The organism is Streptomyces sp. NPDC096193 (genome assembly GCF_040302905.1).
GTDB lineage: Bacteria > Actinomycetota > Actinomycetes > Streptomycetales > Streptomycetaceae > Streptomyces.
Genome location: NZ_JBEOSJ010000033.1, coordinates 29733 through 55677 on the forward strand (window position 1 = coordinate 29733; position 25945 = coordinate 55677).

Sequence of the window (25945 nt, forward strand, 5' to 3'; positions counted from 1 at the left end):
CGTTATGAAGGCGGGGGGAGTACATGGACCAGGGTCGGAAGCAGCACCCAAATTCGCGTAAAGATTCTTATCCGGAGCTAACGGGCGAGGTGGCTATGGTAGGGGCTCCGCTGGACACCACCAGAGCCGACAGGGGAGGTGCGGCTGCACCTGCGGATCGGAGAGGAGTGCTGAAGCGCTTCCTCAGGTCACCGGGTGAGCCGAGATCCGTGACCGACATTGCTGACCGTTCTCGCACAGCCGACTCCGCAACTACAGCGACCTTCGCATCGGATGCGGAATCGCAGGCGTGGACGCCTCCCACCTGGGAGGAGATCGTCAGCACGCACAGCGGTCGCGTCTACCGTCTCGCATACCGCCTCACGGGCAACCAGCACGACGCCGAGGATCTCACACAGGAGGTCTTCGTCCGTGTCTTCCGCTCGCTGTCGACGTACACGCCGGGCACCTTCGAGGGCTGGCTGCACCGCATCACCACGAACCTCTTCCTGGACATGGTCCGCAGGAAGCAGCGCATCCGCTTCGACGCTCTCGGCGACGACGCGGCCGAGCGGCTGCCCAGCCGTGAGCCGTCCCCGCAGCAGGTCTTCAACGACACGCACTTCGACGCCGACGTCCAGCAGGCGCTGGACACCCTCGCGCCCGAATTCCGTGCCGCCGTGGTCCTGTGCGACATCGAAGGTCTGTCCTACGAGGAGATCGCCGCGACCCTGGGCGTCAAGCTCGGCACGGTCCGCAGCCGGATCCACCGCGGACGCTCGCATCTGCGCAAGGCACTTCAGCACCGTTCCCCCGAGGCCCGTGCCGAACAGCGGACGCTGACGGCGGCGGTCGGTCTGGCAGGGGAGGTCGGAACGGCGTGAGTGGCTCAAGCCCGACCCCTGCCGAGCAGCACCTGGGGGACCGGCTCGCCGCGCTTGTCGACGGTGAGCTGAAACACGACGCCCGGGACCGTGTGCTCGCCCATCTGGCGACCTGCCCCAAGTGCAAGGCCGAAGCCGACGCCCAGCGCCGGCTGAAGGATGTCTTCGCCCACACCGCACCACCGCCGCCCTCCGAGGGGCTGCTGGCGCGGCTCCAGGGCCTGCCCGCCGGACCGTCCGACGGTGACGACGGCAGGGACGGCCCGTTCGGCGGCGGACGCATGACGGAAGCCGTGTTCGGAGCGCTGAGTCCGTCCGCGGGTAGAACCGGCGACCCCCGCACGGAGACGTTCGGATACGTCCCCGGGGGCGCGCACGCCGCGGTCCTCCCCGGAGGGTCGAGCGGTTTCCGCATCCATGAGGTAGGACGCCAGGAAGCCGAGCGCTCTCCTTGGCGCGGCCGCAGGTTCGCCTTCGCGGCGGCGAGCGCGGTCTCCTTCGCCGCGATCGCCCTCGGCGGCTCGCTGCCGCTGGACACCTCGGTCCAGGCGAACCCCAGGGGAGGCGGCGCCGGGAACACCGTCACGCCGCTGCGTGCCCCCGCCGGCTCCGGCACGACGGGCGGCGGCACTTCGTCGACGTCCGCGCCCGGCTCCGTCAGGAGTACGGAGTACGAACGCCGCCGCGCCGGGGGCAACGGCCTGGCCAGGTCCGAGGACCGTCCCATCGGCCTCTCGGCTCCCGGTACGGGGACCGCGACGGCTGCGCCGGACCCCGCCCTCGCTGTCCCGGCCGTGGTGAACTCCCTGTTCACAGCACCGTCGTTGATACGCCCGACGGGCTCGGCCTTCCAGCTCGCGTCCGTCCCCGCCATCCAGGCGAACGCAACCCCGGCTCCCACGCACCTCATTGCCCCCACGCAGCCCGCGCAGTCTCTGACAACCCGGCGCTGACAGGGCACTGCGCGCGGATTCGCAAACCTGGTTGAATCTTCCGAGGGGTACCGCACAGGGGTGCCGCCGTGGTCGGCAGTTTGCGGGGAGAGCATGGACGACGGGAAGCCCACCGGACCCAAGGCGAAGTGGTGGAGCCGGCCCAGTGCGGGACGTGCTGCTCAAGGCGAAGCCGAGACGCAGCAGCCCGCGCCGGTGCCGGTCGCGGGGGCAGGGTCGGCAGCGGGGGCGGAGTCGCAGACGGCGGCCGATCCCCTCACCGCCGAGTCGCCCGCGACCGTCGCAGGGCCGGTTGCCGCAGCGGTCGTCGCTCCGGGCGAGCCCGTCACCGGACCGGTGCCCGAGCAGCAGCGTCCGCAGCCGCTGCACGAGCCGGACGTCTACAGCACGCCGCCGTACGGCGGGCCGGGGCCCTGGGCGCCCGCCCCGCCCGTCCAGCGGCCGGTGCCGACTCCCGCGCAGGGCACGCCCGTACCTCCGCAGTCCGTGGCACCGCAGTCCGTGGCACCGCAGAGCCCGGCGCAGGCCGCCGAGGGTGGTGTCTTCGCCCCGCCCGCGCACCAGCAGACGCCGCCCCCCGCGCCTCCGCACCCACGCAGCCAGCCCGATCCGCAGCCGCAGGCCCCGGAGGCGCACCACCCGCACGCCCAGCCCCAGCCCGATCCGCAGGGTGCGCACCACCCGCACCCCCCGCACCCGCAGGTCCACGGAGCGCACCACCCGGCCCAGACCCAGGGCGCCCTCCAGCAGCCCTCGTCGTGGCTCCAGTACGACCCGTGGAGCACCCGCGGCCCTGCCCCGCTCACCCACTCCGGTGAGCCCGCCAAGAAGCGCAGCCGCCGTGGTTCGCTGCTGGTGGGGGCTCTCGTCGTGGCGCTGCTCGCGGGCGGCATAGGCGGCGGGATCGGCGCGTACATCGAGCGCAACGGCGGCATCACCCAGGTCGAGTTGCAGCAGGCCCCCCGGGACAACGCAGACCGTGCGCCCGACAGCGTGGCCGGTATCGCCTCCAGCGCCCTGCCCAGTGTCGTCACCCTGCATGTGAGCGGCGGCGGTGAACAGGGCACCGGCACCGGCTTCGTCCTGGACGAGCAGGGCCACATCCTCACCAACAACCATGTCGTCGACCCGGCGGGCGCCGCCGGTGAGATCTCCGTCACATTCAGCGGGGGCGAAACGGCGAAGGCGACCCTCGTCGGCAAGGACAGCGGCTACGACCTCGCCGTCGTCAAGGTCGCGGGTGTCTCCGGGCTCAAGCCCCTGCCGCTCGGCAACTCCGACAGTGTCCAGGTCGGCGACCCGGTCGTGGCCATCGGCGCACCCTTCGACCTCCAGAACACGGTCACCTCCGGCATCATCAGCGCCAAGGAACGGCCGATCACCGCGGGCGGGGAGAAGGGTGACGGCAGCGATGTCAGCTACGTCGACGCCCTCCAGACCGACGCCCCCATAAACCCGGGCAACTCCGGCGGCCCGCTGGTGGACACCAAGGCCCGCGTCATCGGTATCAACAGCGCGATCCGCGCCGCCGACACGGCGGGCGCGGAGGGCGGCCAGGCCGGTTCGATCGGCCTCGGCTTCGCCATCCCGATCAATCAGGGCAAGCGCGTCGCCGAGGAGTTGATCAACACCGGCAAGGCCACCCACCCGGTGATCGGTGTGAGCCTCGACATGAAGTACACCGGCGACGGCGCACGCGTGGGCGAGAAGGGCAAGGACGGCTCCGGGTCCGTCTCGGCCGGCGGTCCCGCGGCCAAGGCGGGCGTCAAGGCCGGTGACGTGATCACCAAGGTCGACGGCCAGCGGGTGCACAGCGGCGAGGAGCTGATCGTCAAGATCCGTTCCCACCGCCCGGGCGACCGTCTGGAACTGACGGTGGTCCGCGCCGGGAAGGAACGGACGATGACACTGACCCTCGGCTCGGCCGACGGCGCGTGACGCACGGAAGTTCCGCCGGGTACCGTGGTTCGGGCCCGGCACCCATCCGATCTGCGGGCCACGGAGAACACGAGGAGCAGCAGGGTGTTCAATGACATAGGCGCACTGGAGCTGGTCACGATCATCGTGCTCGCCGTGCTCGTCTTCGGACCCGACAAGCTGCCCAAGGTCATTCAGGACGTCACCCGCTTCATCCGCAAGATCCGCGAGTTCTCCGAGAGCGCCAAGGAGGACATCCGCACCGAACTGGGGCCGGAGTTCAAGGACTTCGAATTCGAGGACCTCAACCCCAAAACGTTCATCCGCAAGCAGCTGAACGAGAACGAGGATCTGAAGGAGCTCAAGGAGCTCCGCAGCTCCTTCGATCTCAAGAAAGAGATGAACGACGTCGCGGACGCGGTGAACGGCTCCGACACGGACCGTTCCGTGCCGGCCGCGGTCTCCCACGCCGACGGCTCCACGGCGGCCTCCTCCGGCACTCCCGACCTGCTGAAGAAGCGCGAAAAGGTCGATCAGGACGAGCGGCCGCCCTTCGACGCAGACGCCACCTGAGTACTGTCAATCCCTGCGAGCCGGGACAGGGTGGCTATTCTCTCCATCTGTCAGGACGCGAGGACGCCCGAGGGGGGCGGGTCCGCTCCGGACCTCGGACACAGAGGAGGCGGCCGGGTAGATGGAGACGACAAGTCGACCAGCGGCTCAGAGCACGGTCAGCGATTCCCCCGCTCCCGGTGCGCAGCGTACGACGGCACCGGAGGGCAAGGCGGGTGCCGCGGCCCAGCGCGCGGTCGACGGCTATCTGAAGGCACCGTTCCCCTGGTACGGACTGGACGAGGCCTTCACGGGCCCGCGTTGGCTCATGCAGGTCGGCGCGGCCGCTGACGGCACGGTCCAGCACGGCGCGGTGGGGCACGGCGACGAGCCGTCGATACGCTCGGAGGCGGCCGGTACGGAGAAGGAACGCTTCGCGGTGGTCATCACCGTGGCGGCGAGCCCCGTACGCCGCAGCGGGGACGGCACGGGCGTCCTGGACGCCACCACGGTTTCCTCCGCGGCCTGGCTGGCCGGCTCGGGACTGCTGGCCCACACCTGGCCCGCCCAGCTGGACCACTCGCTGCGTGACGACTGGCTGGACCAGCAGACGGAGACCGCCTTCGAGCTCGCGGACGACATGAGCGGACCGGCCTGGTCCACGCTCTCGCTGCCGGTCGACGGCGAGCCGACGCCCTTCCACTACCGCGAGTCGGAGTTCGGCTGGGTGCTGGCCGGTTCCACCCGGACGGGGGTGCACATCGGCGCGTACGGGCGCGGGATGAGCGCCTACGGTCTCGCCTTCTCGGCGGTCGAGGACCTGGGCTCGTACATCCCGTCCTGACGGCACCGGACGGGCTTCCCGTCCTGACGGCACCGGACGGGCTTGGTCATCAAGCCCGTCCGGACGCGGGACCACGGCGCTCAGGCACCTCCGGCGGCGGGCCCACCCGCCGCCGGACCGCTCAGAACTTGTTCCGCGGGGTGATCCCCAGCGACATGCCCGACAGGCCGCGCTGACGGCCGCCCAGCTTGCCCGCGATCGCGCGCAGGGCGGAGCCCGCGGGGGAGTCGGGGTCGGTGAGCACGACGGGCTTGCCCTCGTCGCCGCCCTCACGCAGGCGTACGTCGATCGGAATGGAACCCAGCACCGGCACGGTCGCGCCCGTGGTCTTCGTCAGGCCCTCGGCGACCCGCCGGCCGCCGCCGCTGCCGAAGACGTCGACCATCTCGTCGCAGTGCGGGCACGGCAGGCCCGACATGTTCTCGACGACACCGACGATCTTCTGATGGGTCTGGACGGCGATCGAACCGGCCCGCTCGGCGACCTCGGCCGCGGCTTGCTGGGGGGTCGTCACCACCAGGATCTCCGCGTTGGGTACCAGCTGCGCCACCGAGATCGCGATGTCGCCGGTGCCCGGGGGCAGATCGAGCAGCAGGACGTCCAGGTCGCCCCAGTACACGTCGGCGAGGAACTGCTGGAGCGCGCGGTGCAGCATCGGGCCGCGCCACACCACCGGGGCGTTGCCCGGGGTGAACATGCCGATCGAGATGACCTTCACGCCGTTCGCGGACGGCGGCATGATCATGTTCTCGACCTGGGTGGGACGGCCGTCGGCGCCCAGCATCCGGGGCACCGAGTGACCGTAGATGTCGGCGTCCACGACACCGACCTTCAGTCCGTCGGCCGCCATCGCGGCCGCCAGGTTCACGGTCACGGAGGACTTGCCGACACCGCCCTTGCCGGAGGCGACCGCGTACACCCTGGTCAGCGAGCCGGGCTGGGCGAACGGCACCTCACGCTCGGCCGTGCCGCCGCGCAGCGACGACGTGAGATCGCGCCGCTGCTCGTCGCTCATCACGTCCAGCGTGACGTCGACGCGGGTGACACCGTCGAGGCGGGCCACCGCGTCCGTCACGTTCTTGGTGATCGTCTCGCGCATCGGGCAGCCGGAGACGGTGAGGTACACCGTGACCGCGACCGCGCCGTCCGCCTCGATCCCGACTGATTTGACCATGCCGAGTTCGGTGATCGGTCGGTTGATCTCGGGGTCGTTCACCGTCGCCAGTGCCTCAAGCACCGCGTCTTCCGTAGCCATACCGATGATGGTACGGCGCTGACCACCACCGCCGGTAAGGCCGTCAGCGGTCGCTTTCGTCACGCCCCGGGCCGCGCTCGTACGGGAATACGACGCGACGCTCCTCCATGTCCCTCACGAGGTCCTGGAGTTCCGAGCGGATCCAGTCGCGGGTGGCCACCTCGCCGAGGCCCATCCGCAGGGCGGCGATCTCCCGGGTGAGGTACTCGGTGTCCGCGATCGACCGCTCGTTCTGCTTGCGGTCCTGCTCGTGGGTGACCCGGTCGCGGTCGTCCTGGCGGTTCTGCGCCAGCAGGATCAGCGGAGCGGCGTACGAGGCCTGGAGGGACAGCATCAGGGTCAGGAAGATGAAGGGGTACGGGTCGAAGCGCAGACCGGCGGGCGCGCTGACGTTCCACACCACCCACATGATGATGATCACCGTCATCCAGACGATGAACCGTCCGGTGCCCAGGAAGCGCGCGATCCGCTCGGAGAACCGGCCGAATGCCTCCGGGTCGTACTCCGGCAGCAGAGCGCGCCGCGGCGCGCGGGGCTGATCGAGCCGGACCCGCGGGCGGGGCGTGGCGCTCGCTCCCGACGGCAGCCGCTCCTTCGTGTCGCCGCGCTCTCCGAGCCCGGACTCGCCGCCGCTACCCATGGGCGGACTCCTCGAACTCCGTCTCCCGCCAGTCCTCCGGCAGCAGATGGTCCAGGACGTCGTCGACGGTCACCGCACCGAGCAGCGAACCGCCCTCGTCGACGACGGGCGCCGCGACCATGTTGTACGCCGCGAGATAGCTGGTGACGGCCGGCAGCGGGGTGTCCGGCGACAGCGGCGGCAGATCACTGTCGACGAGGGAACTGACCAGGGTGAACGGCGGGTCTCGCAGCAGCCGCTGGAAGTGGACCGTGCCGAGGTACTTGCCCGTCGGCGTCTCGTCCGGCGGGCGGCACACGTACACCTGCGCGGCGAGCGCGGGCGAGAGGTCCTGCTGGCGTACCCGGGCCAGCGCGTCGGCGACCGTGGCGTCCGGCCGCAGCACGATCGGCTCCGTGGTCATCAGTCCGCCGGCCGTGTGCTCCTCGTACGACAGCAGCCGGCGCACATCGGCGGCGTCGTCCGGCCGCATCAGGGTGAGCAGGCGCTCCTGGTCCTCCTCGGGCAGCTCGGAGAGCAGGTCGGCCGCGTCGTCCGGGTCCATGGCCTCCAGCACGTCGGCGGCCCGCTCCTCCTTGAGCTTGCCGAGGATCTCGATCTGGTCGTCGTCCGGCAGCTCCTCCAGCACGTCGGCAAGCCGGTCGTCGTCGAGGGCCGCGGCGACCTCCGCACGCCGCTTCGGCGACAGATGGTGCAGCACATTGGCGAGGTCGGCCGGGCGCAGCCGCTCGAAGGTGGCGACCAGGCTCTCGGCGCCCTGCGCGTCCTCGTCGAGCGAGAAGCCGGTCACCGCCGACCACTCGACGGTCAGGGTCTCTCCTCTGCGCCGCAGCGCCCCTGCCCTGCCCTTGCGGACGAACGCCTTGTCGATCTCCCAGTCGCGCCGGGCGGGCAGCTGCTGGATCGAGACGTCGAGGACGGTGACCTCCTCGCCGCTGTCCACCAGCTGTACGCGGCGGTCGAGCAGTTCGCCGAGCACCAGCCGCTCGGTGGGCCGCTGTTCGAACCGGCGCACGTTCAGTACGCCGGTGGTGATGACCTGTCCCGACTCCACGCCGGTGACCCGGGTCATCGGGAGGAAGATCCGGCGGCGGCTGAGCACCTCGACGACCAGACCGAGCAGCCGCGGCGGCCGCCGCCCCACCCGCAGCATCACGACGAGGTCGCGCACCCGGCCCACCTGGTCGCCCTGCGGGTCGAAGACGGGCACGCCCGCGAGGTGGGACACGAAGATCCGAGGGGCGCCTGCCACCGTCTCCGCCCTCCTCGCTCGCCGGGATTTCGCCGGGTATCACCGCTGATCGTGGGCTTCAGGCTAGCCCGTACCGATGCGTGCCGCCCCTGGCCGACGTCCGTACGGCTCCCTGCGGAGCGGCCCGCTCCGCACAGGTACGCTGCCGTCTGCCACCCATGACAAGCAGATGAGAGGCAGTGCGCCGGTGACTCTCCTCCCCCCGGTTCCTCAGGCTCGCAGGGCCGTGCTCTCCGTGGCGGTGTGCGCCGGACTGACCATGGCGCTCACGGCTTGCGGAGGAGAGGACCCCGACGCGGGGACCAACGGAATCGGCAAGCTCTCCGCCGCCGAGATCGAGACGAAGGCGAAGACCGCGGCGGACGCTGCGACGGCCGTACGGCTGTCGGGCACCCTCGTCAGCAAGGGCGGCACCTACAAGCTGAACATGCGCCTCAAGCACGGCGGCGGCACCGGCTCCGTCACCTCGAAGGACAACACCTTCGAACTGCTGAGGATCGGCAAGGCGCTCTATCTGAAGGCCGACGCCGGTTTCTGGAACCCCGAGGGCGGCAAGGGCGAGGCGAAGCCGGGCGAGACGGGCGACGAGGCGGCGGACAAACTCGACGACAAGTACGTGAAGGTCCCCGAGGGCGACCCCGCGTACAACCAGTTCCGCGGCTTCACGGACATGGACGTCCTGCTGGAGGGACTCCTCGGGATGCAGGGCGAGCTGAGCAAGGGCGACCGTACGAAGGTCGGCGGCGTCCGCGCGATCAAGGTGACGGCGGGGGAGGGCGCGGGCGGCACGCTCGACGTCTCCCTGGAGGGCGAGCCCTATCCCCTTCAGTTCACGCGGGCCGGCGGGGCCGGTGTGCTGACGCTCGGGGACTGGGGCAAGGACTTCCCGCTCGAGGCGCCGTCGAAGGAGGAGACGGTCGACTACGGCGGCCAGCTCCCGAAGACGAACAACCAGTCGGACTCCTCCGGCGACTGAGGCCGGGGCGGCCGACGGCCGGGCGGCTTGCGGTGCGGGTTGCCCGGGCCCAGCGGGAGGGACGCGCCCCGGGCCCCGGGGCAGCTCTCAGCCGCGCTTCTTCTTGCGGCCGACCAGCAGTCGCGGAAGCCCGGCAGGCGCCGGACGACGGGTCGTCGCCGGGGTCGGGAGCGGCGGCTCCGCCAGCGACGTGGACGGCAGGTCCGTGGTCGCGGCGCGCGGTTCGAGTCGCAGGACACGGCACTCGCGCGCCCACCGCTCCGTCATCGCCTCCGCGTCCGGCGCGTTCAGCCGCTTGCCCTTGAGCTCGGCGACCGCCGCTTCCCACGCCGGCGCGTGCGGCTCCAGCTCGGACACCGCGGCCGTCCACACGACGAGCCGCCCGCCCTTGTCCTTGCTGCGCACGGTGACCTCGGCCGCACCCCCGTCCACCAGCTGCGGCAGCGGCTGCTCGCCGGGCCCGTCGCCCACGAGATGCAGGGCACCCTCGTGCCAGACGTGCCAGAGCGCCCGCGCGGGACCTCGGCCCCGGACCCAGACGAGGCCCGACTTCTTGGTGGCTTCCTCGACGAGCGCCCGGTCGGGGAGTGCGACGTCCCCGGTGGTGCGGGCGGAAGGTTCGGTCATGCCCGCAGCCTATCTACAGCCAGCCGTTGCGCTTCAGGGTGCGGTGGATGGCCAGACAGACGCCGATGATGCCCGTCATCACCATCGCGTAGCCGTACTTCCAGTGCAGCTCCGGCATGTGGTCGAAGTTCATGCCGTACACCCCGCAGACCGCTGTCGGCACGGCGATGATCGCCGCCCACGAGGTGATCTTGCGCATGTCCTCGTTCTGGGCGACTGTCGCCTGCGCCAGATTGGCCTGGAGGATCGAGTTGAGCAGCTCGTCGAAGCCGATGACCTCTTCCTGCACCCGGGCGAGGTGGTCGGCGACGTCACGGAAGTACTTCTGGATGTCCGGGTCGATCAGCCGCATCGGGCGCTCACTGAGCAGCTGCATCGGCCGCAGCAGCGGCGACACGGCCCTCTTGAACTCCAGTACCTCGCGCTTGAGCTGGTAGATCCGCCCGGGGTCGCTGCCGCGCGGGCTGCCCTTGTCGGGCGCCGAGAAGACATCGATCTCGACCTCGTCGATGTCGTCCTGCATCGCGCCGGCGACCGCGATGTACCCGTCGACGACATGGTCGGCGATGGCGTGCAGCACCGACGAGGGGCCCTTCGCCAGCAGCTCGGCGTCCTTCTGCAACCCGTGGCGCAACGCACGCAGCGAGCCCTTGCCGCCGTGCCGGACGGTGATGACGAAGTCCCGACCGGTGAAGCACATGACCTCGCCGGTCTCCACGACCTCGCTGGTCGCGGTGAGTTCGGCGTGCTCGACGTAGTGGATGGTCTTGAAGACGGTGAAGAGCGTGTCGTCGTACCGCTCCAGCTTGGGCCGCTGGTGGGCGTGGACCGCGTCCTCGACGGCGAGGGGGTGCAGTCCGAACTCGGCCGCGATACCGGCGAATTCGGCCTCGGTCGGCTCGTGCAGCCCGATCCAGGCGAAGCCGCCGCCCTCCCGCACACGGAGCATGGCCTCGTGCGGTGTCTGGCAGGCGTCGGTCTCCAGCCGCCTCCCGTCGCGGTAGACCGCGCAGTCGACGACGGCGCTCGAGGCGGAGGGGTCCCGCGTGGTGTCGTACGTGTTGTACGGGGCGTTGCTCTTGCGCAGGGACGGACGGACCGCGGCGCGCAGGTCACGGATCATCGACATGGCTTGCTCCTTCACGGAGAGGCCGTCGGCGAGTGGCGTGGCACAGCCCGGAATGGGGACGTGATGCGTACGTCCGCAAAGCGGGCGGCACCGCGTGGTCGCGGTGACGGCGTTCGCTACAGACAGGCAAAAACGAAGTGCTCTTCCGTCGTGCGAAGTGCCGTGGGGCCGCTGCGGTGAGGCCTCAGATCGCCCAGGAGACGCAGGTCGCCGGGGAGACACACGGTGCGGAAGAGCGGTTGGTACTGCACGATCGACTTCGATCCACCGCAGCCCCACCTCCTCCGGCCGGTCCCCCGTGAGGGACAGTCATGACATCGGGGACTGGAGAGCAACGCTCCCAGAGCTCCGCGCGGGCGTCACCCCGTCTGCGTGCCGTCCCCGACCAGCGGCCAAGACTATCAGCCGCCCCAGGGTCAATCCGTGGTTTTGCCCGTTCCACAGGCGCTTTATGCTCGCCGCATGGGAGAAGTTCTTGATCTGGTCGAGGCCCGGCTGCGTACGGCGCTCGGTGAGCCGGACGCCCGCGCGGCGGTGACGTTCCTGGGTACGGACCGTATCGAGGTGCTGAGGTTCCGGAGCGAGGACCACGACGGAGGGGACGTCGTGCGATACGCCACACTCGGCATGTCCGCCCATCCGATGACCGATCCCACGGCCGCGCTGGCCGACCCGGTGAAGGGCCCGCGCGCCGAGTTGATCCTCTCCGTCCGGGCCGGGCTCGCCGACACCGACAAGGTGTTGCGGCCCCTCGCCGTACTGGCCGCGTCCCCCCAGGTCGAGGGTGTCGTCGTGGCGCCCGGCGCCTCGCTGGACGTCGGTGAACCCCTGTGGACCTCGGCGGCCTTCGGTTCGGTGCTGGTGGGCGAGCCCGGGGGCCTGGTGGAGGATCTCGAACTGGCCGACCCGATGGACCCGGTGCGCTTCCTTCCGGTGCTGCCGATGACATCGAACGAGGCGGCCTGGAAGCGGGTGCACGGGGCGCAGGAACTTCAGGAGCGGTGGCTGACGCACGGTACGGACCTGCGCGATCCGCTGCGCAGGTCCGTACCGCTGGACTGAACCCCGCTACCGGGCACCTTCCTGAGCCGATGTCAGGCAAGGGGTTCCGGAAGTGGTTGGTGCCCGGCCGTCAGTTGGCGAAGACCGTGACGCTGTCCTGGGTGGCGTGCACCGGCTGGAGTTCCTCCGCCTTGTGGCTGAGGGACGTGCGCCGTACCCACACGATGCCCGCGCCGATCACCGCCGCGACGGCGGCCACCACGAACGGGATGTGAATGTCGGTCCATTCCTCGATCTTCGGCGCGAAGTAGGGCGCGGCTGCCGCGGCGAACCAGCGGACGAAGTTGTACCCGGCGCTGGCCACCGGTCGCGGCGCGTCCGAGACTCCGAGCGCCAGTTCGGTGAAGACGGTGTTGTTCAGGCCGATGAAGGCGCCGGAGACGATCGTGCCGGCGACGGCCGCGGTGTGGCTGCCGTAACCGAGCATCACGAGGTCCGCGGCGAGCAGCAGGAGAGACCCGCCCAGCACCTTGAGCGAGCCGAAGCGGCGCTGGAGCCGCGGCGCGACCAGTACCGAGAAGACCGCGAGCAGCACACCCCAGGCGAAGAACACCGCTCCGGACTTGTACGGACTCATGTTGAGCACGAACGGCGTGAAGGCCAGCACCGTGAAGAAGGCGTAGTTGTAGAAGAACGCCGACGCGGCGGCGGACGCGAGCCCGCCGTGGCCGAGTGCCTTGAGGGGATCGAGCAGCGACGTCTTGCGTGCCGGTGTGGGCTGCTCCTTCAGGAACGCCGCGATGCACAGGAATCCGACGGCCATCAGGGCGGCGGTGCCGAAGAACGGGTAGCGCCAGCTGGCGTCGCCGAGCACGGCGCCGAGCAGCGGTCCGCATGCCATGCCGAGGCCGAGCGCCGACTCGTACAACAGGATCGCCGCCGCACTGCCGCCGGCGGCGGCGCCGACGATGACGGCGAGCGAGGTCGAGACGAAGAGGGCGTTGCCGAGTCCCCAGCCGGCCCGGAAGCCGACCAGTTCGCCGACCGAGCCGGAGGTCCCGGACAGGGCGGCGAAGAGGATGACGAGTGTCAGCCCGGCGAGCAGGGTCTTGCGGCCACCGATACGGCTGGAGACGAAGCCGGTCACCAGCATCGCGACGGCGGTGATGAGGAAGTACGAGGTGAACAGGAGCGACACCTGGCTGGGCGTCGCCTCCAGTCCCTTGGCGATGGACGGCAGGATCGGGTCCACCAGGCCGATGCCCATGAAGGCCACCACCGATGCGCCCGCCGTCGCCCAGACGGCCTTGGGCTGGCGCAGGATACTGGGCGCCCCTTCGTCGAACGGATCCTCTCCACGCATGGACAGCTCCTCTGCAAGCTTCTTCGGACAGATTGTTGTGTCGTACACATAATAGGTTAGCCAACCTAATGAATGCAAGATGCATCTACTTTTCTCGGGTGGAAGCACACGCCGAGCCGGTGATCGTCCTTGACGGCGGGACTGCCGGGTAGGACCGTTGGGCTGTATGAGGGGCGAACCCAGTTGCCCGAAGTGTGGTGGCCGGGTCAGGGCGCCCGGTCTCTTCGCCGACTCCTGGCAGTGTGATGTGCACGGCACGGTCCACCCGCTGCAGCCGGTGATCCCGCCCAGTGTCGAGGCCCTGGGTGTGGTGGTGCACCGCGCGAAGGTTCCCGTCTGGATGCCATGGCCGCTGCCCGTCGGCTGGCTCTTCAGCGGCGTGGCCTACGCCGGTGACGACCGCAGCGGAGGGCGGGCCACCGCCGTCGCCTGCTCCGGGCCGGGCCCGCTCGGCGGACTGGGTGAACTGCTGCTGGTCGCCGAGGAGTTGGGCGTCGGACTCGGGGCGCGCTATGCCGGTGTCGACGGCCCCGACCCGGGCCACTGCATCAGCGTGGAGAAGCCTCCGCAGGCCAAGGTGCTCGCGGCCGGCCGGCCGACGCCGCTGTGGCATGTCGCGGGAGCACCCGACGACCGGGCCGTCTTCGCGGGCGAGGCACGCGGGTTGTGGCTCTGGGCGATCGTCTGGCCCGAGCAGACCGGGCTGCTGATGTACGACGAACTGGTGCTCACCGACCTGCGTGACGCGGGCGCGGAAGTGGAACTCCTGCCGTGCGGAGCCCTGTCACCGCGGCTGCTGTCGTGAGGACGCGTGTCGCGGGTGCCCCGGTCGCGCGGACGACGGCCGCGGACGCGCGTCACGTGCACGGCTGACGGCCGGGTCCGGGCCGGCCCGCACCCGTCCGGAGGGTGTTCGAACGCCCGATACACTTGACCGTCCCCTGTCCGCCCACCACCCCGGGAGCTCGCGTCGTGCGCATCGATCTGCACACCCACTCCACGGCGTCGGACGGCACGGACACCCCGGCCGAGCTGGTCCACAAGGCCGCTGCCGCCGGACTGGACGTCGTCGCACTCACCGACCACGACAGCACCCGCGGGCACGCCGAGGCGATCGCCGCGCTCCACACGCTCCCTGAAGGGGGGCTGACCCTGGTCACCGGCGCGGAGCTCTCCTGCGCCCTCGACGGGGTGAGTCTGCATCTGCTGGCGTACCTCTTCGACCCGGACGAGCCGGATCTGCTGCGCGAGCGCGAGCTCGTACGTGACGACCGGGTGCCGCGTGCCCGGGCGATGGTCACCAAGCTCCAGGAGCTCGGCGTGCCCGTCGAGTGGGACATGGTCGCGCGGATCGCCGGAGAGGGCTCCGTCGGGCGGCCGCACATCGCCTCCGCGCTCGTCGAGCTCGGTGTCGTGCCGACCGTCTCGGACGCCTTCACCCCCGAGTGGATCGCCGACGGCGGCCGGGCGCACATCACCAAGCACGAACTGGACCCCTTCAGGGCGATCCAGTTGGTCAAGGCAGCCGGGGGAGTCGCCGTGTTCGCGCACCCCGCCGCGGCCCAGCGCGGCCGTACGGTGCCGGAGAAGGCGATAGCCGAACTGGCCGCCGCCGGTCTCGACGGCATCGAGGTCGACCACATGGACCACGACGAGCCCACCCGTGTACGCCTGCGGGGACTTGCCGCCGAGCTGGGGCTGCTGACCACGGGATCGAGTGACTACCACGGCAGCCGCAAGGCCTGCGTGCTCGGCGAGTTCACGACCGACCCGGAGATCTACGGGGAGATCACGCGGCGGGCGACCGGTGCCTTCCCGGTGCCCGGCGCCGGCGGAGTACGCCTCTAGGCTCTGCCGCTCCCTGTCGTTCGGAGCGTGCTGCGTGGCGCGCCGACCGGCCCGCACGGCGCAGACCCTCTCCCTGCCTTCCCTCTGTTCCACCCCTCTTCCCGCTAGGCCTCACCGTGTTCGACGTTGCCGTTTTCGGCTCCCTCTTCCTGACCCTCTTCGTGATCATGGATCCGCCCGGGATCACCCCGATCTTCCTCGCCCTCACCTCCGGGCGGCCCGCCAAGGTGCAGCGCCGGATGGCGTGGCAGGCGGTCGCCGTGGCCTTCGGCGTGATCACCGTCTTCGGCCTCCTGGGTCAGCAGATCCTGGACTATCTGCATGTCTCCGTCCCCGCCCTGATGATCGCGGGCGGTCTGCTCCTGCTGCTCATCGCGCTCGACCTGCTGACCGGGAAGACGGACGAGCCGAAGCAGACCAAGGACGTCAATGTCGCGCTCGTACCGCTCGGCATGCCGCTGCTGGCCGGCCCCGGCGCTATCGTCTCGGTGATTCTCGCCGTGCAGCACGCCGACGGCGCGTCACAGCAGGTCTCGGTGTGGGCGGCGATCGTCGCGATGCACGTGGTGCTGTGGCTGACGATGCGTTACTCACTGGTGATCATCCGACTGATCAAGGACGGCGGTGTCGTCCTGGTGACGCGACTGGCCGGCATGATGCTCTCCGCGATCGCCGTGCAGCAGATCATCAACGGCATCACCCAGGTCATCCAGAGCTCCTGAGACGCACCGCACGCGTCGTGCGCCGGCAGCCCCCGCACACACCTGCGCCCCCGTACGGATCATCCGTACGGGGGCGCTGCGTCTGCGTCTTCGGTACTGCGCCGGCCCTGCCGTGTGGCCTACAGGGCCGCGGTTTCTGCCGGGCGGATGTAGATGCGCTGGCCAGTCGCTGCGGCCTGCTGCACGATCCGGTTGACGGAGGCGGCGTCCACGACGGTGCTGTCCACGGCGGTGCCGGTGACGTCGTCGAGTCGCATGATTTCGAAGCGCATGGCTTCTCCCTTCGTCTGATCCTCCTGCTGGAGAACTGCTGGCGACGGATACCCGTCTGTGTTCGTTCGTGTTCTGTACGTCTACAACCCTCGTGCACCCTTCAAACATTCCCTACGCTAAGGAAAATTTTCGGATGCCTAACTACTGGCAGGTACGGGCGGGCCCACGGAGAATGAGTTCCGTATGAACGACGCAGAGATCAACGAGATCGGCGCCCGCCTGGAGCGCACCAACGAGCTGCTCCATCGCATGCTCGCCGAGGTCGCGAAGACCCCGTCCACACATGCCATCTTCGTCGACGCGGGTTACGTCTATGCTGCGGCCGGGTTGCTTGTGGCGGGCACCGAGGACCGGCGCTCCTTCGACCTGGACGCGGAAGGACTCATCGAGGCCTTCATCGACAAGGCCCGCACGATCTTCGCCGACAGCCGGCTGCTGCGCGTCTACTGGTACGACGGCGCCCGCCGACGGATCCACACCGCGGAGCAGCAGTCGATCGCGGAGCTTCCGGACGTCAAGGTGCGGCTGGGCAACCTCAACGCCAACAACCAGCAGAAGGGCGTCGACTCCCTCATCCGTACGGATCTGGAGTCGCTCGCACGCCACCGGGCGATCAGCGACGCGGCGCTGGTGGGCGGTGACGAGGACCTCGTGTCGGCGGTCGAAGCGGCGCAGGGCTACGGCGCCCGCGTCCATCTGTGGGGCATCGAGGGCTCCGACGGACGCAACCAGGCGGAGCCGCTGCTCTGGGAGGTGGACAGTCAGCGCACCTTCGACCTGGACTTCTGCCGGCCCTACATCACCCGCCGGCCGGTCACGACGTACGAGAACGAGGGAGCGCCGCCGCCCTCACGCGACGAGGTGCGGTTCGTCGGGGCCCAGCTCGCGGCGACCTGGCTGGCCGAGCGCGGCCGCGAGCCCATGGCCGAGCTGCTCCCGGGCCATCCCTATCTGCCCGGTCCGGTGGACCAGGACCTGCTGATCGAGGCCGAGCGGGTGCTCCAGCGGTCACTGCGCGGGCACGCGGTACTGCGGCGGGCCCTGCGGGACGGGTTCTGGCAGCACCTTCAGTCCCAGTACTGAAGAGTCCCCGTACTGAAGCAGTCCTCGTACTGAACCAGTCCTCGTACTGAAGCCGCACGGGCGCGGTCACCTCGGCATCGAGACCCCTCAGTGCCGAGTTCCCTCAGTGCCGGTCCCAGAAGGCCCTGATCGCCGCCGCGGTCTCCTGCGGGCGGTCGGTGTTGGGAGAGTGCTCCGCCCCCGCGATGACCGTCCGGTGGGCGCCGAGGCGCTCCGCCATCGCGTCGAGGAGAGGTACGGGCCAGGCGTCGTCGGTCTCCCCGCTCAGCACATGCTTGGGAAGCGTTCGCAGGGCGGCCAGTTCGTCCACCCGGTCCGGCTCACGGGTCAGCTGACCGCCCGTGGCGATCAGTTGCAGCGGATTGTTGCCGAGCCAGCGGCGCCGCAGGTCCTCGCCGTTCTTCGGGTCGGTGTCCGTGTCGACCGGAGGGTCGAGAGTCCTCATCGCCTCCCAGACCTGCTCCATCCGCATGACCGCGAGTGCGTCGCTGAGCAGCTTCACCCGTTCCCGCTGCCCGGAGCTGATCCGCGCGGGCCCGGAGGACATCAGTGTGAGGGTGCGGAACGGCGAGGGGTCCAGCAGCACGGCGGCCCGGGCGATCTGTCCGCCGAGCGAGTGGCCGAGGAGGTGCAGGGAGCCGTCGCCGGCGTCCCCCTCTCGGACGGCCTCCGCCTGGGCGAGCACATCGCGCGCCAGTGCCTCCTGCGCGTAGGCCTCCTGCTCGGCGGGCCCCTCGCTCTCGTACTGGCCGCGCCCGTCGACGGAGACGACGCGGTAGCCGGCGGCGGTGAGGGGCTCCAGAAGGACGATGAAATCCTCCTTGCTCCCCGTGAAGCCGGGCAGGAGGAGAGCCGTTCCCCTGACCGCGCCGCCGTCCGGCCGGGCGTCGAGCACGGCGAAGTCCCCGCGGGAGGTGGCGAGGACGCGGGACCGGGCGCAGGGCGGCGGGACGAAGGTGGGGGGCCGGCTCATGCGACGAGGTTAACTGCGGTGGGTGCCGGGCGCGTTGCGGGGGCATATCGCCCGGCTTCCGTGCACACGACCGGAGAACGCCGACGGCCCGGCTCCCAGAAGGGGCCGGGCCGTACGGAGCGGGCTGTGTCAGCTCTCGGGCTGAGCGGCCTTCCGGGTGCGGGTGCGACGGCGCGGGGCCGCGGCCTCCTCGACCGGAGCCTCGGTGGCGACGGCGACCGCCTTCGCCGCACGGGTGCGGCGCGGCTTGACCTCGGCCTCGGCCGTCTCCACGGCTGCCGCCGTGTCCACGGTCTTCGCCGCGCGGGTGCGACGGCGCGGCTTGGTCTCGGCCGCGGGTGCCTCGGCGGTCACGACGTCCTCGACGACGGTGGCCTTCGCCGCGCGGGTGCGGCGGGGCTCGGCCTCGGCCTCGGTCGCCTCGACGGCCTCCACCGTGTCCACCGTCTTCATGGCGCGGGACCGGCGGCGGCGCGGCTTGCTCTCCGCCTCGGCCTCCGGCTGCTCCTCGGGGACCGTGGTGACCGGCGTGCGGACCTGCTCGACGGACTCCGCCGGCGCACCCACACGGGTGCGACGACGACGCCTCGGCGTGCGGGGCTCGGTGGACTGCTCCGAGGGAGCCGCCGGAGCCGACGGGGAAAGGGCCTCGTCCGTCGGCGCGGGCTCACCGGCCCTCGTACGACGGCGCTGGCGCGGGGTCCGCGTGCGCGGCGGGCGCTCCTCGGTGACCGTGGCCGTGGCCGCGGCGGCCGACCTGCGGGAACGCCCGCCGGTCTCGCCCAGGTCCTCGACCTCTTCCGCCGCGAGACCGGCGCGGGTGCGCTCGGTGCGGGGGAGGACGCCCTTCGTGCCCGACGGAATGCCCAGCTCCTCGAACAGGTGCGGGGACGTGGAGTACGTCTCCGGCGGGTCGGGGAAGCCCAGGTCCAGCGCCTTGTTGATCAGCTGCCAGCGAGGGATGTCGTCCCAGTCCACGAGCGTGACGGCCGTACCCTTCGCACCCGCGCGGCCGGTGCGGCCGATGCGGTGGAGGTAGGTCTTCTCGTCCTCGGGCGACTGGTAGTTGATGACATGCGTCACGCCCTCGACGTCGATACCGCGAGCGGCGACGTCGGTGCAGACGAGGACGTCCACCTTGCCGTTGCGGAACGCCCGGAGCGCCTGCTCACGCGCGCCCTGGCCCAGGTCGCCGTGGACCGCGCCGGAGGCGAAGCCACGACGGGCGAGCTGCTCGGCGATGTCCGCGGCCGTGCGCTTGGTACGGCAGAAGATCATCGCCAGGCCCCGGCCGTCGGCCTGGAGGATCCGGGAGACGAGCTCCGGCTTGTCCATGGAGTGCGCGCGGTAGATCCGCTGCGTGGTGTTCGCCACGGTCGCGCCCGCGTCATCGGGCGAGGTCGCGCTGATGTGGGTGGGCTGCGACATGTAGCGACGGGCGAGACCGATGACCGCGCCCGGCATGGTCGCCGAGAACAGCATCGTCTGGCGCTTCGCCGGCAGCTGCTGGATGATCTTCTCGACGTCGGGCAGGAAGCCCAGGTCGAGCATCTCGTCCGCCTCGTCGAGCACGAGCGCCCGTACGTGGGAGAGATCGAGCTTCTTCTGGCCGGCCAGGTCGAGCAGCCGTCCGGGGGTGCCGACGATCACGTCGACGCCCTTCCTGAGGGCCTCGACCTGCGGCTCGTAGGCACGGCCGCCGTAGATGGCGAGAACGCGGACGTTACGCACCTTGCCGGCGGTCAGCAGGTCGTTGGTGACCTGCGTGCACAGCTCGCGGGTGGGAACCACCACGAGCGCCTGGGGGGCGTCGGTGAGCTGCTCGGGCTTCGCCCGGCCCGCTTCGACGTCCGCGGGGACGGTGACGCGCTCCAGCAGCGGCAGGCCGAAACCGAGCGTCTTGCCGGTGCCGGTCTTGGCCTGGCCGATGACGTCGCTGCCGGAGAGCGCGACGGGGAGCGTCATCTCCTGGATGGGGAACGGGGACAGGATGCCGACGGCTTCGAGGGCCTCGGCGGTCTCGGGAAGGATCCCGAGATCCCGGAAAGTCGTAGTCAGGGTGCTGCCTCTTCTGTGAGACGCGGCACGAGGCGAACGACGGGGGTCGTACCGCACCGGGGGTACTGGGACCGGCCGTGGGTTGGCCGGATGGTGCGGGACCACTGCCGTCGCTCGAGCGTCGTACCGCTGAGGGGGCCCCTCATCTGCGGTCGTGCGCGATTCTGCGCACGGTCCGCGCGGAGGGCGGTCGGTTCGGAGCCGATCGTGCCACCGACCGGGCATCCACAAGGGGTCAGAGGGAAGTCAATCCCTCAGTCAAACACTGCGATCGCCCACCGAGTACTCAAAACGCTCAGCAGGCGCATTACCACTGTACCCCGGATTCGCGCATGTGTGTTGGGTGAATTCACGGGAACCGGGATCGCGGCATGGCTGACCAGCCCCTTACGCCCCTTGTGGGGCGGGCTATTGTGCGCTCCATGGAGACGCCTGACAACGCCACTGAACACACCGGAATCGCCGCCCAGGACTGGGCCACGGCGTCCGCCGACCCGCAGTACCGCGCCGCCGTGGTGGATCTGCTCGGAGCACTCGCGTACGGCGAGCTCGCGGCCTTCGAGCGGCTCGCCGAGGACGCGAAGCTCGCGCCCACGCTCGGCGACAAGGCGGAGCTGGCGAAGATGGCGTCCGCGGAGTTCCATCACTTCGAGCGGCTGCGTGACCGGCTGACGGCCGTCGAGGCCGAGCCGACCGCGGCCATGGAGCCCTTCGCCCAGGCCCTGGACGACTTCCACCGTCAGACGGCGCCGTCCGACTGGCTGGAGGGCCTGGTCAAGGCATACGTCGGCGACTCGATCGCCTCCGACTTCTACCGGGAGGTCGCGGCCCATCTGGACTCCGACACCCGCGCGCTCGTGCTCGCCGTCCTCGACGACACGGGCCACGGCAACTTCGCCGTCGAGAAGGTGCGCGCCGCCATCGAGGCCGAACCGCGCGTCGGCGGGCGGCTCGCGCTGTGGGCGCGGCGGCTGATGGGGGAGGCGCTCTCACAGGCGCAGCGCGTGGTCGCGGACCGCGACGCGCTCTCCACGATGCTCGTCGGCGGTGTCGCGGACGGCTTCGACCTGGCGGCGGTGGGCGAGATGTTCTCCCGGATCACCAAGGCGCACACCAAGCGGATGGCCGCGCTGGGCCTCGCGGCCTGACGTGCCGGACATCACGGCTTCCGGGGCGGCCGGCCCGGTCCGGCCGCCCGCCCGCGTTCTCTCAGAGGGGGAAAGCGCGACGAAGCCTGCGTCCTGACGGCCGGATCAGCAGCGAGAGCAGCACGGCTGCGATCAGCACGGCGCCGACGAGCGTGGCGGGCAGATGGCCGGGGCCGAGCGCGGAATGCGTCACATAGGCGCCGAAGAGTGCGCCGAGCGGACCCGAGGCGAAGACCACGCGGCGGGCCGGAAGACGGTCGGACAGATGGCGGTCGGCGGCCCACGCGAGGGCGAGTCCGAGCAGAACCGAACCGAGCGCTTCCATCAACACTGCTGATCACCTCGCGGACGTCGGTACGGGCTACGCGGTCGTAGCCCGTCCTACCCGGTGACCACGCAGAACAACCCTCCGCGGAAGGCTGATGAGCAGGCAGTGAGAAGGGCCCGGCGGGAAACCCGCCGGGCCCTTCTCACTCGTGCTGCCGGTGGACGGCGACGCTCTAGAGCGCGCCGAACCCCACCCGCCGTGCCGCCGGTTCGCCGATCTCGACGTAGGCGATACGGTCGGCCGGCACCAGGACCTTGCGACCCTTGTCGTCCGAGAGGCTGAGCAGCTGCGCCTTGCCGGCCAGCGCGTCTCCCACGGCGCGCTCGACGTCCTCGGCGGACTGCCCGCTCTCCAGAACGATCTCCCGGGGCGCGTGCTGCACGCCGATCTTGACCTCCACGGCTATGTCCCTCCGAACGGTCAGTGAGTGCGCGGTCAGCCGCGCCGTACGCAGCACACACTAGCCCGGCGAGCGGACCGGTCAGACGCCGCCGGTGAACGCCAGGAGCGAACACCCCCGCCCGTGCGCCGGTGGCGCTCCGCGCTCAGTGCTGCTCCGCGCCGTGCAGCGGGAATCCCGCGATGCCGCGCCAGGCCAGCGAGGTCAGCAGCTGCACCGCCGTGTCCCGCGGGATGTCGGACGCGCTGGCGAGCCAGTACCGGGCCACGACCTGCGAGACACCGCCGAGGCCGACGGCGAGCAGCATCGACTCGTCCTTCGACAGCCCGGTGTCCTCGGCGATCACGTCCGAGATGGCCTCGGCGCACTGGAGCGAGACGCGCTCGACGCGCTCGCGCACCGCGGGCTCGTTGGTCAGGTCCGACTCGAAGACCAGCCGGAAGGCGCCGCCCTCGTCCTCGACGTAGGCGAAGTAGGCGTCCATGGTGGCCGCCACGCGCTGCTTGTTGTCCGACGTCGACGCGAGCGCCGTACGGACCGCGAGCAGCAGCGATTCACAGTGCTGGTCGAGCAGCGCGAGATAGAGCTCGAGCTTGCCCGGGAAGTGCTGGTAGAGCACGGGCTTGCTGACGCCCGCCCGCTCGGCGATGTCGTCCATGGCGGCCGCGTGGTAGCCCTGGGCGACGAAAACCTCCTGGGCGGCGCCCAGGAGCTGGTTCCTGCGGGCTCGGCGTGGCAGACGCGTGCCTCGCGGGCGCGCCGCCTCTGTCTGCTCGATGGCTGTCACGCCGCCTCCCAAAATCGTTCCGTGCGCGCTGTGCGCCGCGCCGCCATCGTACTTTTGGGTAACCCGGCTGTGCGTGCTGCGGACGCAGAATTTCACGGACCGGACACTCGCGGTAGCTTCCTATTCGGGGGCAAAGGGGGTCACCTCACCGGTAGTCGTCCTCGTCGAGGGGGACGACACGGGCCTGTTCCACCGCATCGGCCTCGTTCACCTCCTCCACCGGGTCCAGCCCGGGGTGCGGCAGTGGATCATCGGCGTCCTCGGGGTCCACCGGCGTGTACTGCTCCGCGGCGTCGGCCTCGGGGACCTCCTCGTCCAGTTCCGGAACGTCATCGTCTTCGAACGTTTCCGGTTCGGTCGGGTCGTCGGACATGGGGCACCGCTTTCCCTGGAGAGGTGCTTTCCTCCGAGCCTAGGAGGTAGTTCTGGGCAGCGCTATGCGGTGTGTGACGCCGAACACATGAACCGCGGTGTGATCGTCTCGTAACATTGCCGCATGTCTTCGACCGAGCTTCCGGGCGTTCAGGCCGTCGCAGCCGCGGCGGACCCCAAGGTCGCGGCCGTGCGGGTGGCGGACGGGGAAAAACTCCGCTCCGTCTCTCTGCCCGGGCTCACTCTCACCGTGAGATCCCGGCCGCCGGCGCGCACCGGGCTGCCGCCTGCCCTGTACGTGCACGGGCTGGGCGGTTCCTCGCAGAACTGGTCGGGCCTGATGCCACTGCTCGAGGACGTCGTGGACGGCGAGGCGCTCGATCTGCCCGGCTTCGGGGACTCACCGCCGCCGGACGACGGCAACTACTCGGTGACCGGACATGCCCGCGCGGTCATCCGCCACCTCGACGCTTCCGGCCGGGGCCCGGTGCACCTCCTCGGCAATTCCCTCGGCGGCGCGGTCTCCACCCGCGTCGCGGCCGTGCGACCCGATCTTGTGCGTACCCTCACCCTCGTCTCGCCCGCGCTGCCCGAACTGCGGGTCCAGCGCTCGGCGGTGCCCACCGCCCTGCTCGCGCTGCCGGGCGTGGCGCGGCTGTTCCGCCACTGGTCTAAGGACTGGACGGCCGAACAGCGCACCAGGGGTGTGATGGCGCTCTGCTACGGAGACCCCACCCGCGTCTCGGACGAAGCCCTGCACAACGCGGTGCAGGAGATGGAGCGCCGGGTACAACTGCCGTACTTCTGGGACGCGATGGCCCGCTCGGCGCGGGGTATCGTCGACGCCTACACGCTCGGCGGCCAGCACGGACTGTGGCGGCAGGCGGAGCGGGTCCTCGCGCCGACCCTTCTGGTGTACGGCGCGCGGGACCAGCTCGTGTCCTTCCGGATGGCCCGCAGGGCGGCGGCGGCGTTCCGCGACTCCCGGCTGCTGACTCTGCCGGACGCGGGACACGTTGCCATGATGGAGTACCCGGAGACGGTCGCCCAGGCCGTTCGGGAACTGCTCGACGACTGCGGTAGGAGCTGATCCGGGGCCGTGGGACGACACAGCCGTAAGAGCCCCGCACCCAAGGGCTCAGGTCCGGGCCGCGGGTCCGGCGCATACGACAGCGGTGCCTACGACACCGGCGAACTGGAGCCCGTGCCATCGGGTCCCGGCAGCGGACGGCGCAGGCGAGGCCTGTCCGGGACCGAGCACGCGCCCGCGGGCCAGGGGGCGGCGCAGACGCGCGGCGGCCATCCCGAACAGCGTGAGGCCGGCGGCGCCTGGGGCGGTCCGCAGGACTACGGAAACCGGCAGGGCACTCCCGGCGTACAGCGCCCGCAGTCCTTCCCGCGTACGGCGACGGCCGCCCGCATTCCCGGACCGCGCCGGGACTTCGTCGAGGCCTTCGATGAGCCGCGGCACGGCGGGCGCCAGGACGCCTACGCCTCCGTCACCACCTGGGGCGACGCGTACGACCAGGACACAGGGGCCGGACCGGCGGATGCCGGGACCCCCGACGAAGAGCGGCCCAAAGGCGGCAAGGGGCGCGCCTTCACCGGGATCGCCGCGGCTGCGGTGACCACGGTGCTCGCCGTCGTGGTGGCCGGCCAGGTCGCCTCCGACGGTGCCGACAAGGCCGATGCCGCGGCCTCCGGTGAGCAGCGGGACAGCGACGGTTCCGCCTCGCGCTCCCAGAACCGGCAGGTGCGGCCGCCCGCCGAGCAGGCGAAGCCCGCGGCGCCCGTGACCTACGCGCAGTTGATGGCCACGCAGTTCCAGATGGACCCGAAGCTGACCGCCGACGGCTCGTTCGAGGCGGTCCCGGGCCTCCAGCAGGCACCCGGCAAGGGCCGCAAGATCCGCTACCGGGTGGACATCGAAAAGGGACTCGGCCTGGACGGCGGCCTGTTCGCCGACGCGGTGCAGCGGACCCTGAACGACGAGCGGAGCTGGGCGCACGGCGGCGCGATGACCTTCGAGCGGATCTCGTCCGGCAAGCCGGAGTTCGTCATCACGCTCGCGAGCCCCGGCACCACGAACGTCTGGTGCGCCAAGTCGGATCTGGACACCTCGGTCGACAACGTCAGTTGCGACTCGGCATCGACCGAGCGCGTGATGATCAACGCCTACCGGTGGGCCCAGGGTTCGTCGACGTACGGCGCGAAGGCGATGCTCCCGTATCGCCAGATGCTCATCAACCACGAGGTCGGACACCGCCTCGGGCACGGTCATGTGAACTGCCGGACCGCCGGGGAGCTCGCCCCGGTGATGCAGCAGCAGACGAAGTCGCTGAACATCAACGGCGTCGAGTGCCGGCCCAACCCCTGGGTGTATCCCGGCGGTTGAGGGCGCGGCGGCCGTGGCACGCCCGGCGCTCCGCGATGAGAGATGGCCGCAGCCTGACTCTCCGTGACGGAAAGCCCTTGTAGCGCGACGGAACGCTATCGGGGTGTGGAAGTTACGTGTATTCACCCCTTCCAGTGGCGGGGGGGGCGCACCCGCCTCGCGCCCCCCCCCCCCCCCCGGTCACG

General features: G+C 70.7%; 27 protein-coding genes. 14 read left to right on the forward strand and 13 right to left on the reverse strand.

Annotated features, from left to right (window positions below; all coding sequences use genetic code 11):
- The first annotated feature begins 95 nt into the window (after positions 1 to 95).
- The 5 genes from sigE to ABTX78_RS32300 all read left to right on the forward strand — a co-directional run bounded on the left by sigE (position 96) and on the right by ABTX78_RS32300 (position 5129).
- On the forward strand, positions 96 to 863 hold the full coding sequence (sigE, locus tag ABTX78_RS32280) for an RNA polymerase sigma factor SigE (protein ID WP_327680591.1): 768 nt from the start codon (positions 96 to 98) through the stop codon (positions 861 to 863).
- Positions 860 to 1816, forward strand: a complete 957-nt coding sequence (locus ABTX78_RS32285; protein WP_352210333.1) for an anti-sigma factor family protein — start codon at positions 860 to 862, stop codon at positions 1814 to 1816. Before sigE ends, ABTX78_RS32285 begins: the two co-directional genes overlap by 4 nt.
- A 93-nt stretch (positions 1817 to 1909) precedes the next feature.
- Positions 1910 to 3754, forward strand: a complete 1845-nt coding sequence (locus tag ABTX78_RS32290; protein ID WP_352210334.1) for a S1C family serine protease — start codon at positions 1910 to 1912, stop codon at positions 3752 to 3754.
- A gap of 84 nt (positions 3755 to 3838) precedes the next feature.
- On the forward strand, positions 3839 to 4306 hold the full coding sequence (locus tag ABTX78_RS32295; protein ID WP_352210335.1) for a sec-independent translocase: 468 nt from the start codon (positions 3839 to 3841) through the stop codon (positions 4304 to 4306).
- Between the two features lie 121 nt (positions 4307 to 4427).
- Entirely contained in the window at positions 4428 to 5129 is a 702-nt protein-coding gene (locus tag ABTX78_RS32300) for a hypothetical protein (protein WP_352210336.1), read from the forward strand.
- 121 nt (positions 5130 to 5250) lie between these two features.
- On the opposite strand, the gene ABTX78_RS32305 is transcribed toward ABTX78_RS32300, so the two are convergent.
- Genes ABTX78_RS32305 through ABTX78_RS32315 form a run of 3 tightly spaced genes read right to left on the reverse strand, consistent with a single transcriptional unit; the run spans position 5251 to position 8276 of the window.
- Positions 5251 to 6384, reverse strand: a complete 1134-nt coding sequence (locus ABTX78_RS32305) for an Mrp/NBP35 family ATP-binding protein (RefSeq protein WP_352210337.1) — start codon at positions 6382 to 6384, stop codon at positions 5251 to 5253.
- Between the two features lie 43 nt (positions 6385 to 6427).
- Positions 6428 to 7024, reverse strand: a complete 597-nt coding sequence (locus tag ABTX78_RS32310; protein ID WP_352210338.1) for a DUF1003 domain-containing protein — start codon at positions 7022 to 7024, stop codon at positions 6428 to 6430.
- Complete coding sequence (locus ABTX78_RS32315) at positions 7017 to 8276, reverse strand: magnesium transporter MgtE N-terminal domain-containing protein (protein ID WP_352210339.1); 1260 nt, start codon at positions 8274 to 8276, stop codon at positions 7017 to 7019. The genes ABTX78_RS32310 and ABTX78_RS32315 overlap by 8 nt, the downstream gene beginning before the upstream one ends.
- A 187-nt stretch (positions 8277 to 8463) precedes the next feature.
- On the opposite strand from ABTX78_RS32315, the gene ABTX78_RS32320 reads away from it, so the two are divergent.
- Positions 8464 to 9252 (forward strand): hypothetical protein, encoded by a 789-nt coding sequence (locus ABTX78_RS32320; RefSeq protein WP_352210340.1) that lies wholly within the window; start codon positions 8464 to 8466, stop codon positions 9250 to 9252.
- An 87-nt stretch (positions 9253 to 9339) separates the two neighbouring features.
- Here the strand turns inward: ABTX78_RS32320 and ABTX78_RS32325 are convergent, their stop codons facing one another.
- The gene (locus ABTX78_RS32325) at positions 9340 to 9879 is read right to left on the reverse strand and encodes a hypothetical protein (RefSeq protein WP_352210341.1); all 540 of its coding nucleotides are present in this window, start codon (positions 9877 to 9879) and stop codon (positions 9340 to 9342) included.
- Between the two features lie 13 nt (positions 9880 to 9892).
- Positions 9893 to 11008 (reverse strand): magnesium and cobalt transport protein CorA, encoded by a 1116-nt coding sequence (locus ABTX78_RS32330; RefSeq protein WP_352210342.1) that lies wholly within the window; start codon positions 11006 to 11008, stop codon positions 9893 to 9895.
- A gap of 462 nt (positions 11009 to 11470) precedes the next feature.
- Here ABTX78_RS32330 and ABTX78_RS32335 point away from each other — a divergent pair, with 462 nt between their 5' ends.
- Positions 11471 to 12070, forward strand: a complete 600-nt coding sequence (locus ABTX78_RS32335) for a suppressor of fused domain protein (RefSeq protein ID WP_352210343.1) — start codon at positions 11471 to 11473, stop codon at positions 12068 to 12070.
- 70 nt (positions 12071 to 12140) lie between these two features.
- Here ABTX78_RS32335 and ABTX78_RS32340 read toward each other — a convergent pair whose 3' ends face one another.
- Positions 12141 to 13373, reverse strand: a complete 1233-nt coding sequence (locus tag ABTX78_RS32340) for an MFS transporter (RefSeq protein WP_352210344.1) — start codon at positions 13371 to 13373, stop codon at positions 12141 to 12143.
- A gap of 166 nt (positions 13374 to 13539) precedes the next feature.
- On the opposite strand from ABTX78_RS32340, the gene ABTX78_RS32345 reads away from it, so the two are divergent.
- The 3 genes from ABTX78_RS32345 to ABTX78_RS32355 all read left to right on the forward strand — a co-directional run bounded on the left by ABTX78_RS32345 (position 13540) and on the right by ABTX78_RS32355 (position 15943).
- Positions 13540 to 14178 carry a DUF6758 family protein gene (locus ABTX78_RS32345; protein WP_352210345.1) on the forward strand — a complete coding sequence of 213 codons (639 nt, stop codon included), beginning with the start codon at positions 13540 to 13542 and terminating at the stop codon, positions 14176 to 14178.
- 167 nt (positions 14179 to 14345) lie between these two features.
- Positions 14346 to 15221, forward strand: coding sequence for a PHP domain-containing protein (locus tag ABTX78_RS32350; protein WP_352210346.1), 876 nt, complete (start codon positions 14346 to 14348; stop codon positions 15219 to 15221).
- Between the two features lie 116 nt (positions 15222 to 15337).
- Positions 15338 to 15943, forward strand: coding sequence for a MarC family protein (locus ABTX78_RS32355; RefSeq protein WP_352210347.1), 606 nt, complete (start codon positions 15338 to 15340; stop codon positions 15941 to 15943).
- A 119-nt stretch (positions 15944 to 16062) separates the two neighbouring features.
- On the opposite strand, the gene ABTX78_RS32360 is transcribed toward ABTX78_RS32355, so the two are convergent.
- Positions 16063 to 16215: a DUF8834 family protein gene (locus ABTX78_RS32360; RefSeq protein ID WP_313944268.1), complete on the reverse strand. Its 153-nt coding sequence runs from the start codon at positions 16213 to 16215 to the stop codon at positions 16063 to 16065.
- 184 nt (positions 16216 to 16399) lie between these two features.
- On the opposite strand from ABTX78_RS32360, the gene ABTX78_RS32365 reads away from it, so the two are divergent.
- A complete protein-coding gene (locus tag ABTX78_RS32365) occupies positions 16400 to 17299 on the forward strand; it encodes an NYN domain-containing protein (RefSeq protein ID WP_352210348.1) in 900 nt (299 codons plus the stop codon).
- A 103-nt stretch (positions 17300 to 17402) separates the two neighbouring features.
- On the opposite strand, the gene ABTX78_RS32370 is transcribed toward ABTX78_RS32365, so the two are convergent.
- Both ABTX78_RS32370 and ABTX78_RS32375 read right to left on the reverse strand, forming a co-directional pair.
- Positions 17403 to 18272, reverse strand: coding sequence for an alpha/beta fold hydrolase (locus tag ABTX78_RS32370; protein WP_352210349.1), 870 nt, complete (start codon positions 18270 to 18272; stop codon positions 17403 to 17405).
- Between the two features lie 129 nt (positions 18273 to 18401).
- The gene (locus tag ABTX78_RS32375; protein WP_352210350.1) at positions 18402 to 20237 is read right to left on the reverse strand and encodes a DEAD/DEAH box helicase; all 1836 of its coding nucleotides are present in this window, start codon (positions 20235 to 20237) and stop codon (positions 18402 to 18404) included.
- A gap of 515 nt (positions 20238 to 20752) precedes the next feature.
- On the opposite strand from ABTX78_RS32375, the gene ABTX78_RS32380 reads away from it, so the two are divergent.
- Positions 20753 to 21478: a ferritin-like fold-containing protein gene (locus ABTX78_RS32380; protein ID WP_352210351.1), complete on the forward strand. Its 726-nt coding sequence runs from the start codon at positions 20753 to 20755 to the stop codon at positions 21476 to 21478.
- Between the two features lie 61 nt (positions 21479 to 21539).
- Here ABTX78_RS32380 and ABTX78_RS32385 read toward each other — a convergent pair whose 3' ends face one another.
- The 4 genes from ABTX78_RS32385 to ABTX78_RS32400 all read right to left on the reverse strand — a co-directional run bounded on the left by ABTX78_RS32385 (position 21540) and on the right by ABTX78_RS32400 (position 23366).
- Positions 21540 to 21809 carry a hypothetical protein gene (locus ABTX78_RS32385; protein ID WP_352210352.1) on the reverse strand — a complete coding sequence of 90 codons (270 nt, stop codon included), beginning with the start codon at positions 21807 to 21809 and terminating at the stop codon, positions 21540 to 21542.
- Positions 21810 to 21978: 169 nt separating this feature from the next.
- A complete protein-coding gene (locus tag ABTX78_RS32390) occupies positions 21979 to 22206 on the reverse strand; it encodes a DUF3107 domain-containing protein (protein ID WP_313944262.1) in 228 nt (75 codons plus the stop codon).
- Between the two features lie 145 nt (positions 22207 to 22351).
- A complete protein-coding gene (locus ABTX78_RS32395) occupies positions 22352 to 22993 on the reverse strand; it encodes a TetR/AcrR family transcriptional regulator (RefSeq protein ID WP_313944261.1) in 642 nt (213 codons plus the stop codon).
- A 145-nt stretch (positions 22994 to 23138) separates the two neighbouring features.
- Positions 23139 to 23366, reverse strand: a complete 228-nt coding sequence (locus ABTX78_RS32400; RefSeq protein ID WP_352210353.1) for an Rv3202a family protein — start codon at positions 23364 to 23366, stop codon at positions 23139 to 23141.
- A 123-nt stretch (positions 23367 to 23489) separates the two neighbouring features.
- Between ABTX78_RS32400 and ABTX78_RS32405 the strand changes: the two genes are divergently transcribed.
- Both ABTX78_RS32405 and ABTX78_RS32410 read left to right on the forward strand, forming a co-directional pair.
- A complete protein-coding gene (locus ABTX78_RS32405) occupies positions 23490 to 24455 on the forward strand; it encodes an alpha/beta fold hydrolase (RefSeq protein WP_352210354.1) in 966 nt (321 codons plus the stop codon).
- Positions 24456 to 24464: 9 nt separating this feature from the next.
- Positions 24465 to 25760: a DUF3152 domain-containing protein gene (locus tag ABTX78_RS32410; protein ID WP_352210355.1), complete on the forward strand. Its 1296-nt coding sequence runs from the start codon at positions 24465 to 24467 to the stop codon at positions 25758 to 25760.
- Positions 25761 to 25945 lie beyond the last annotated feature (185 nt).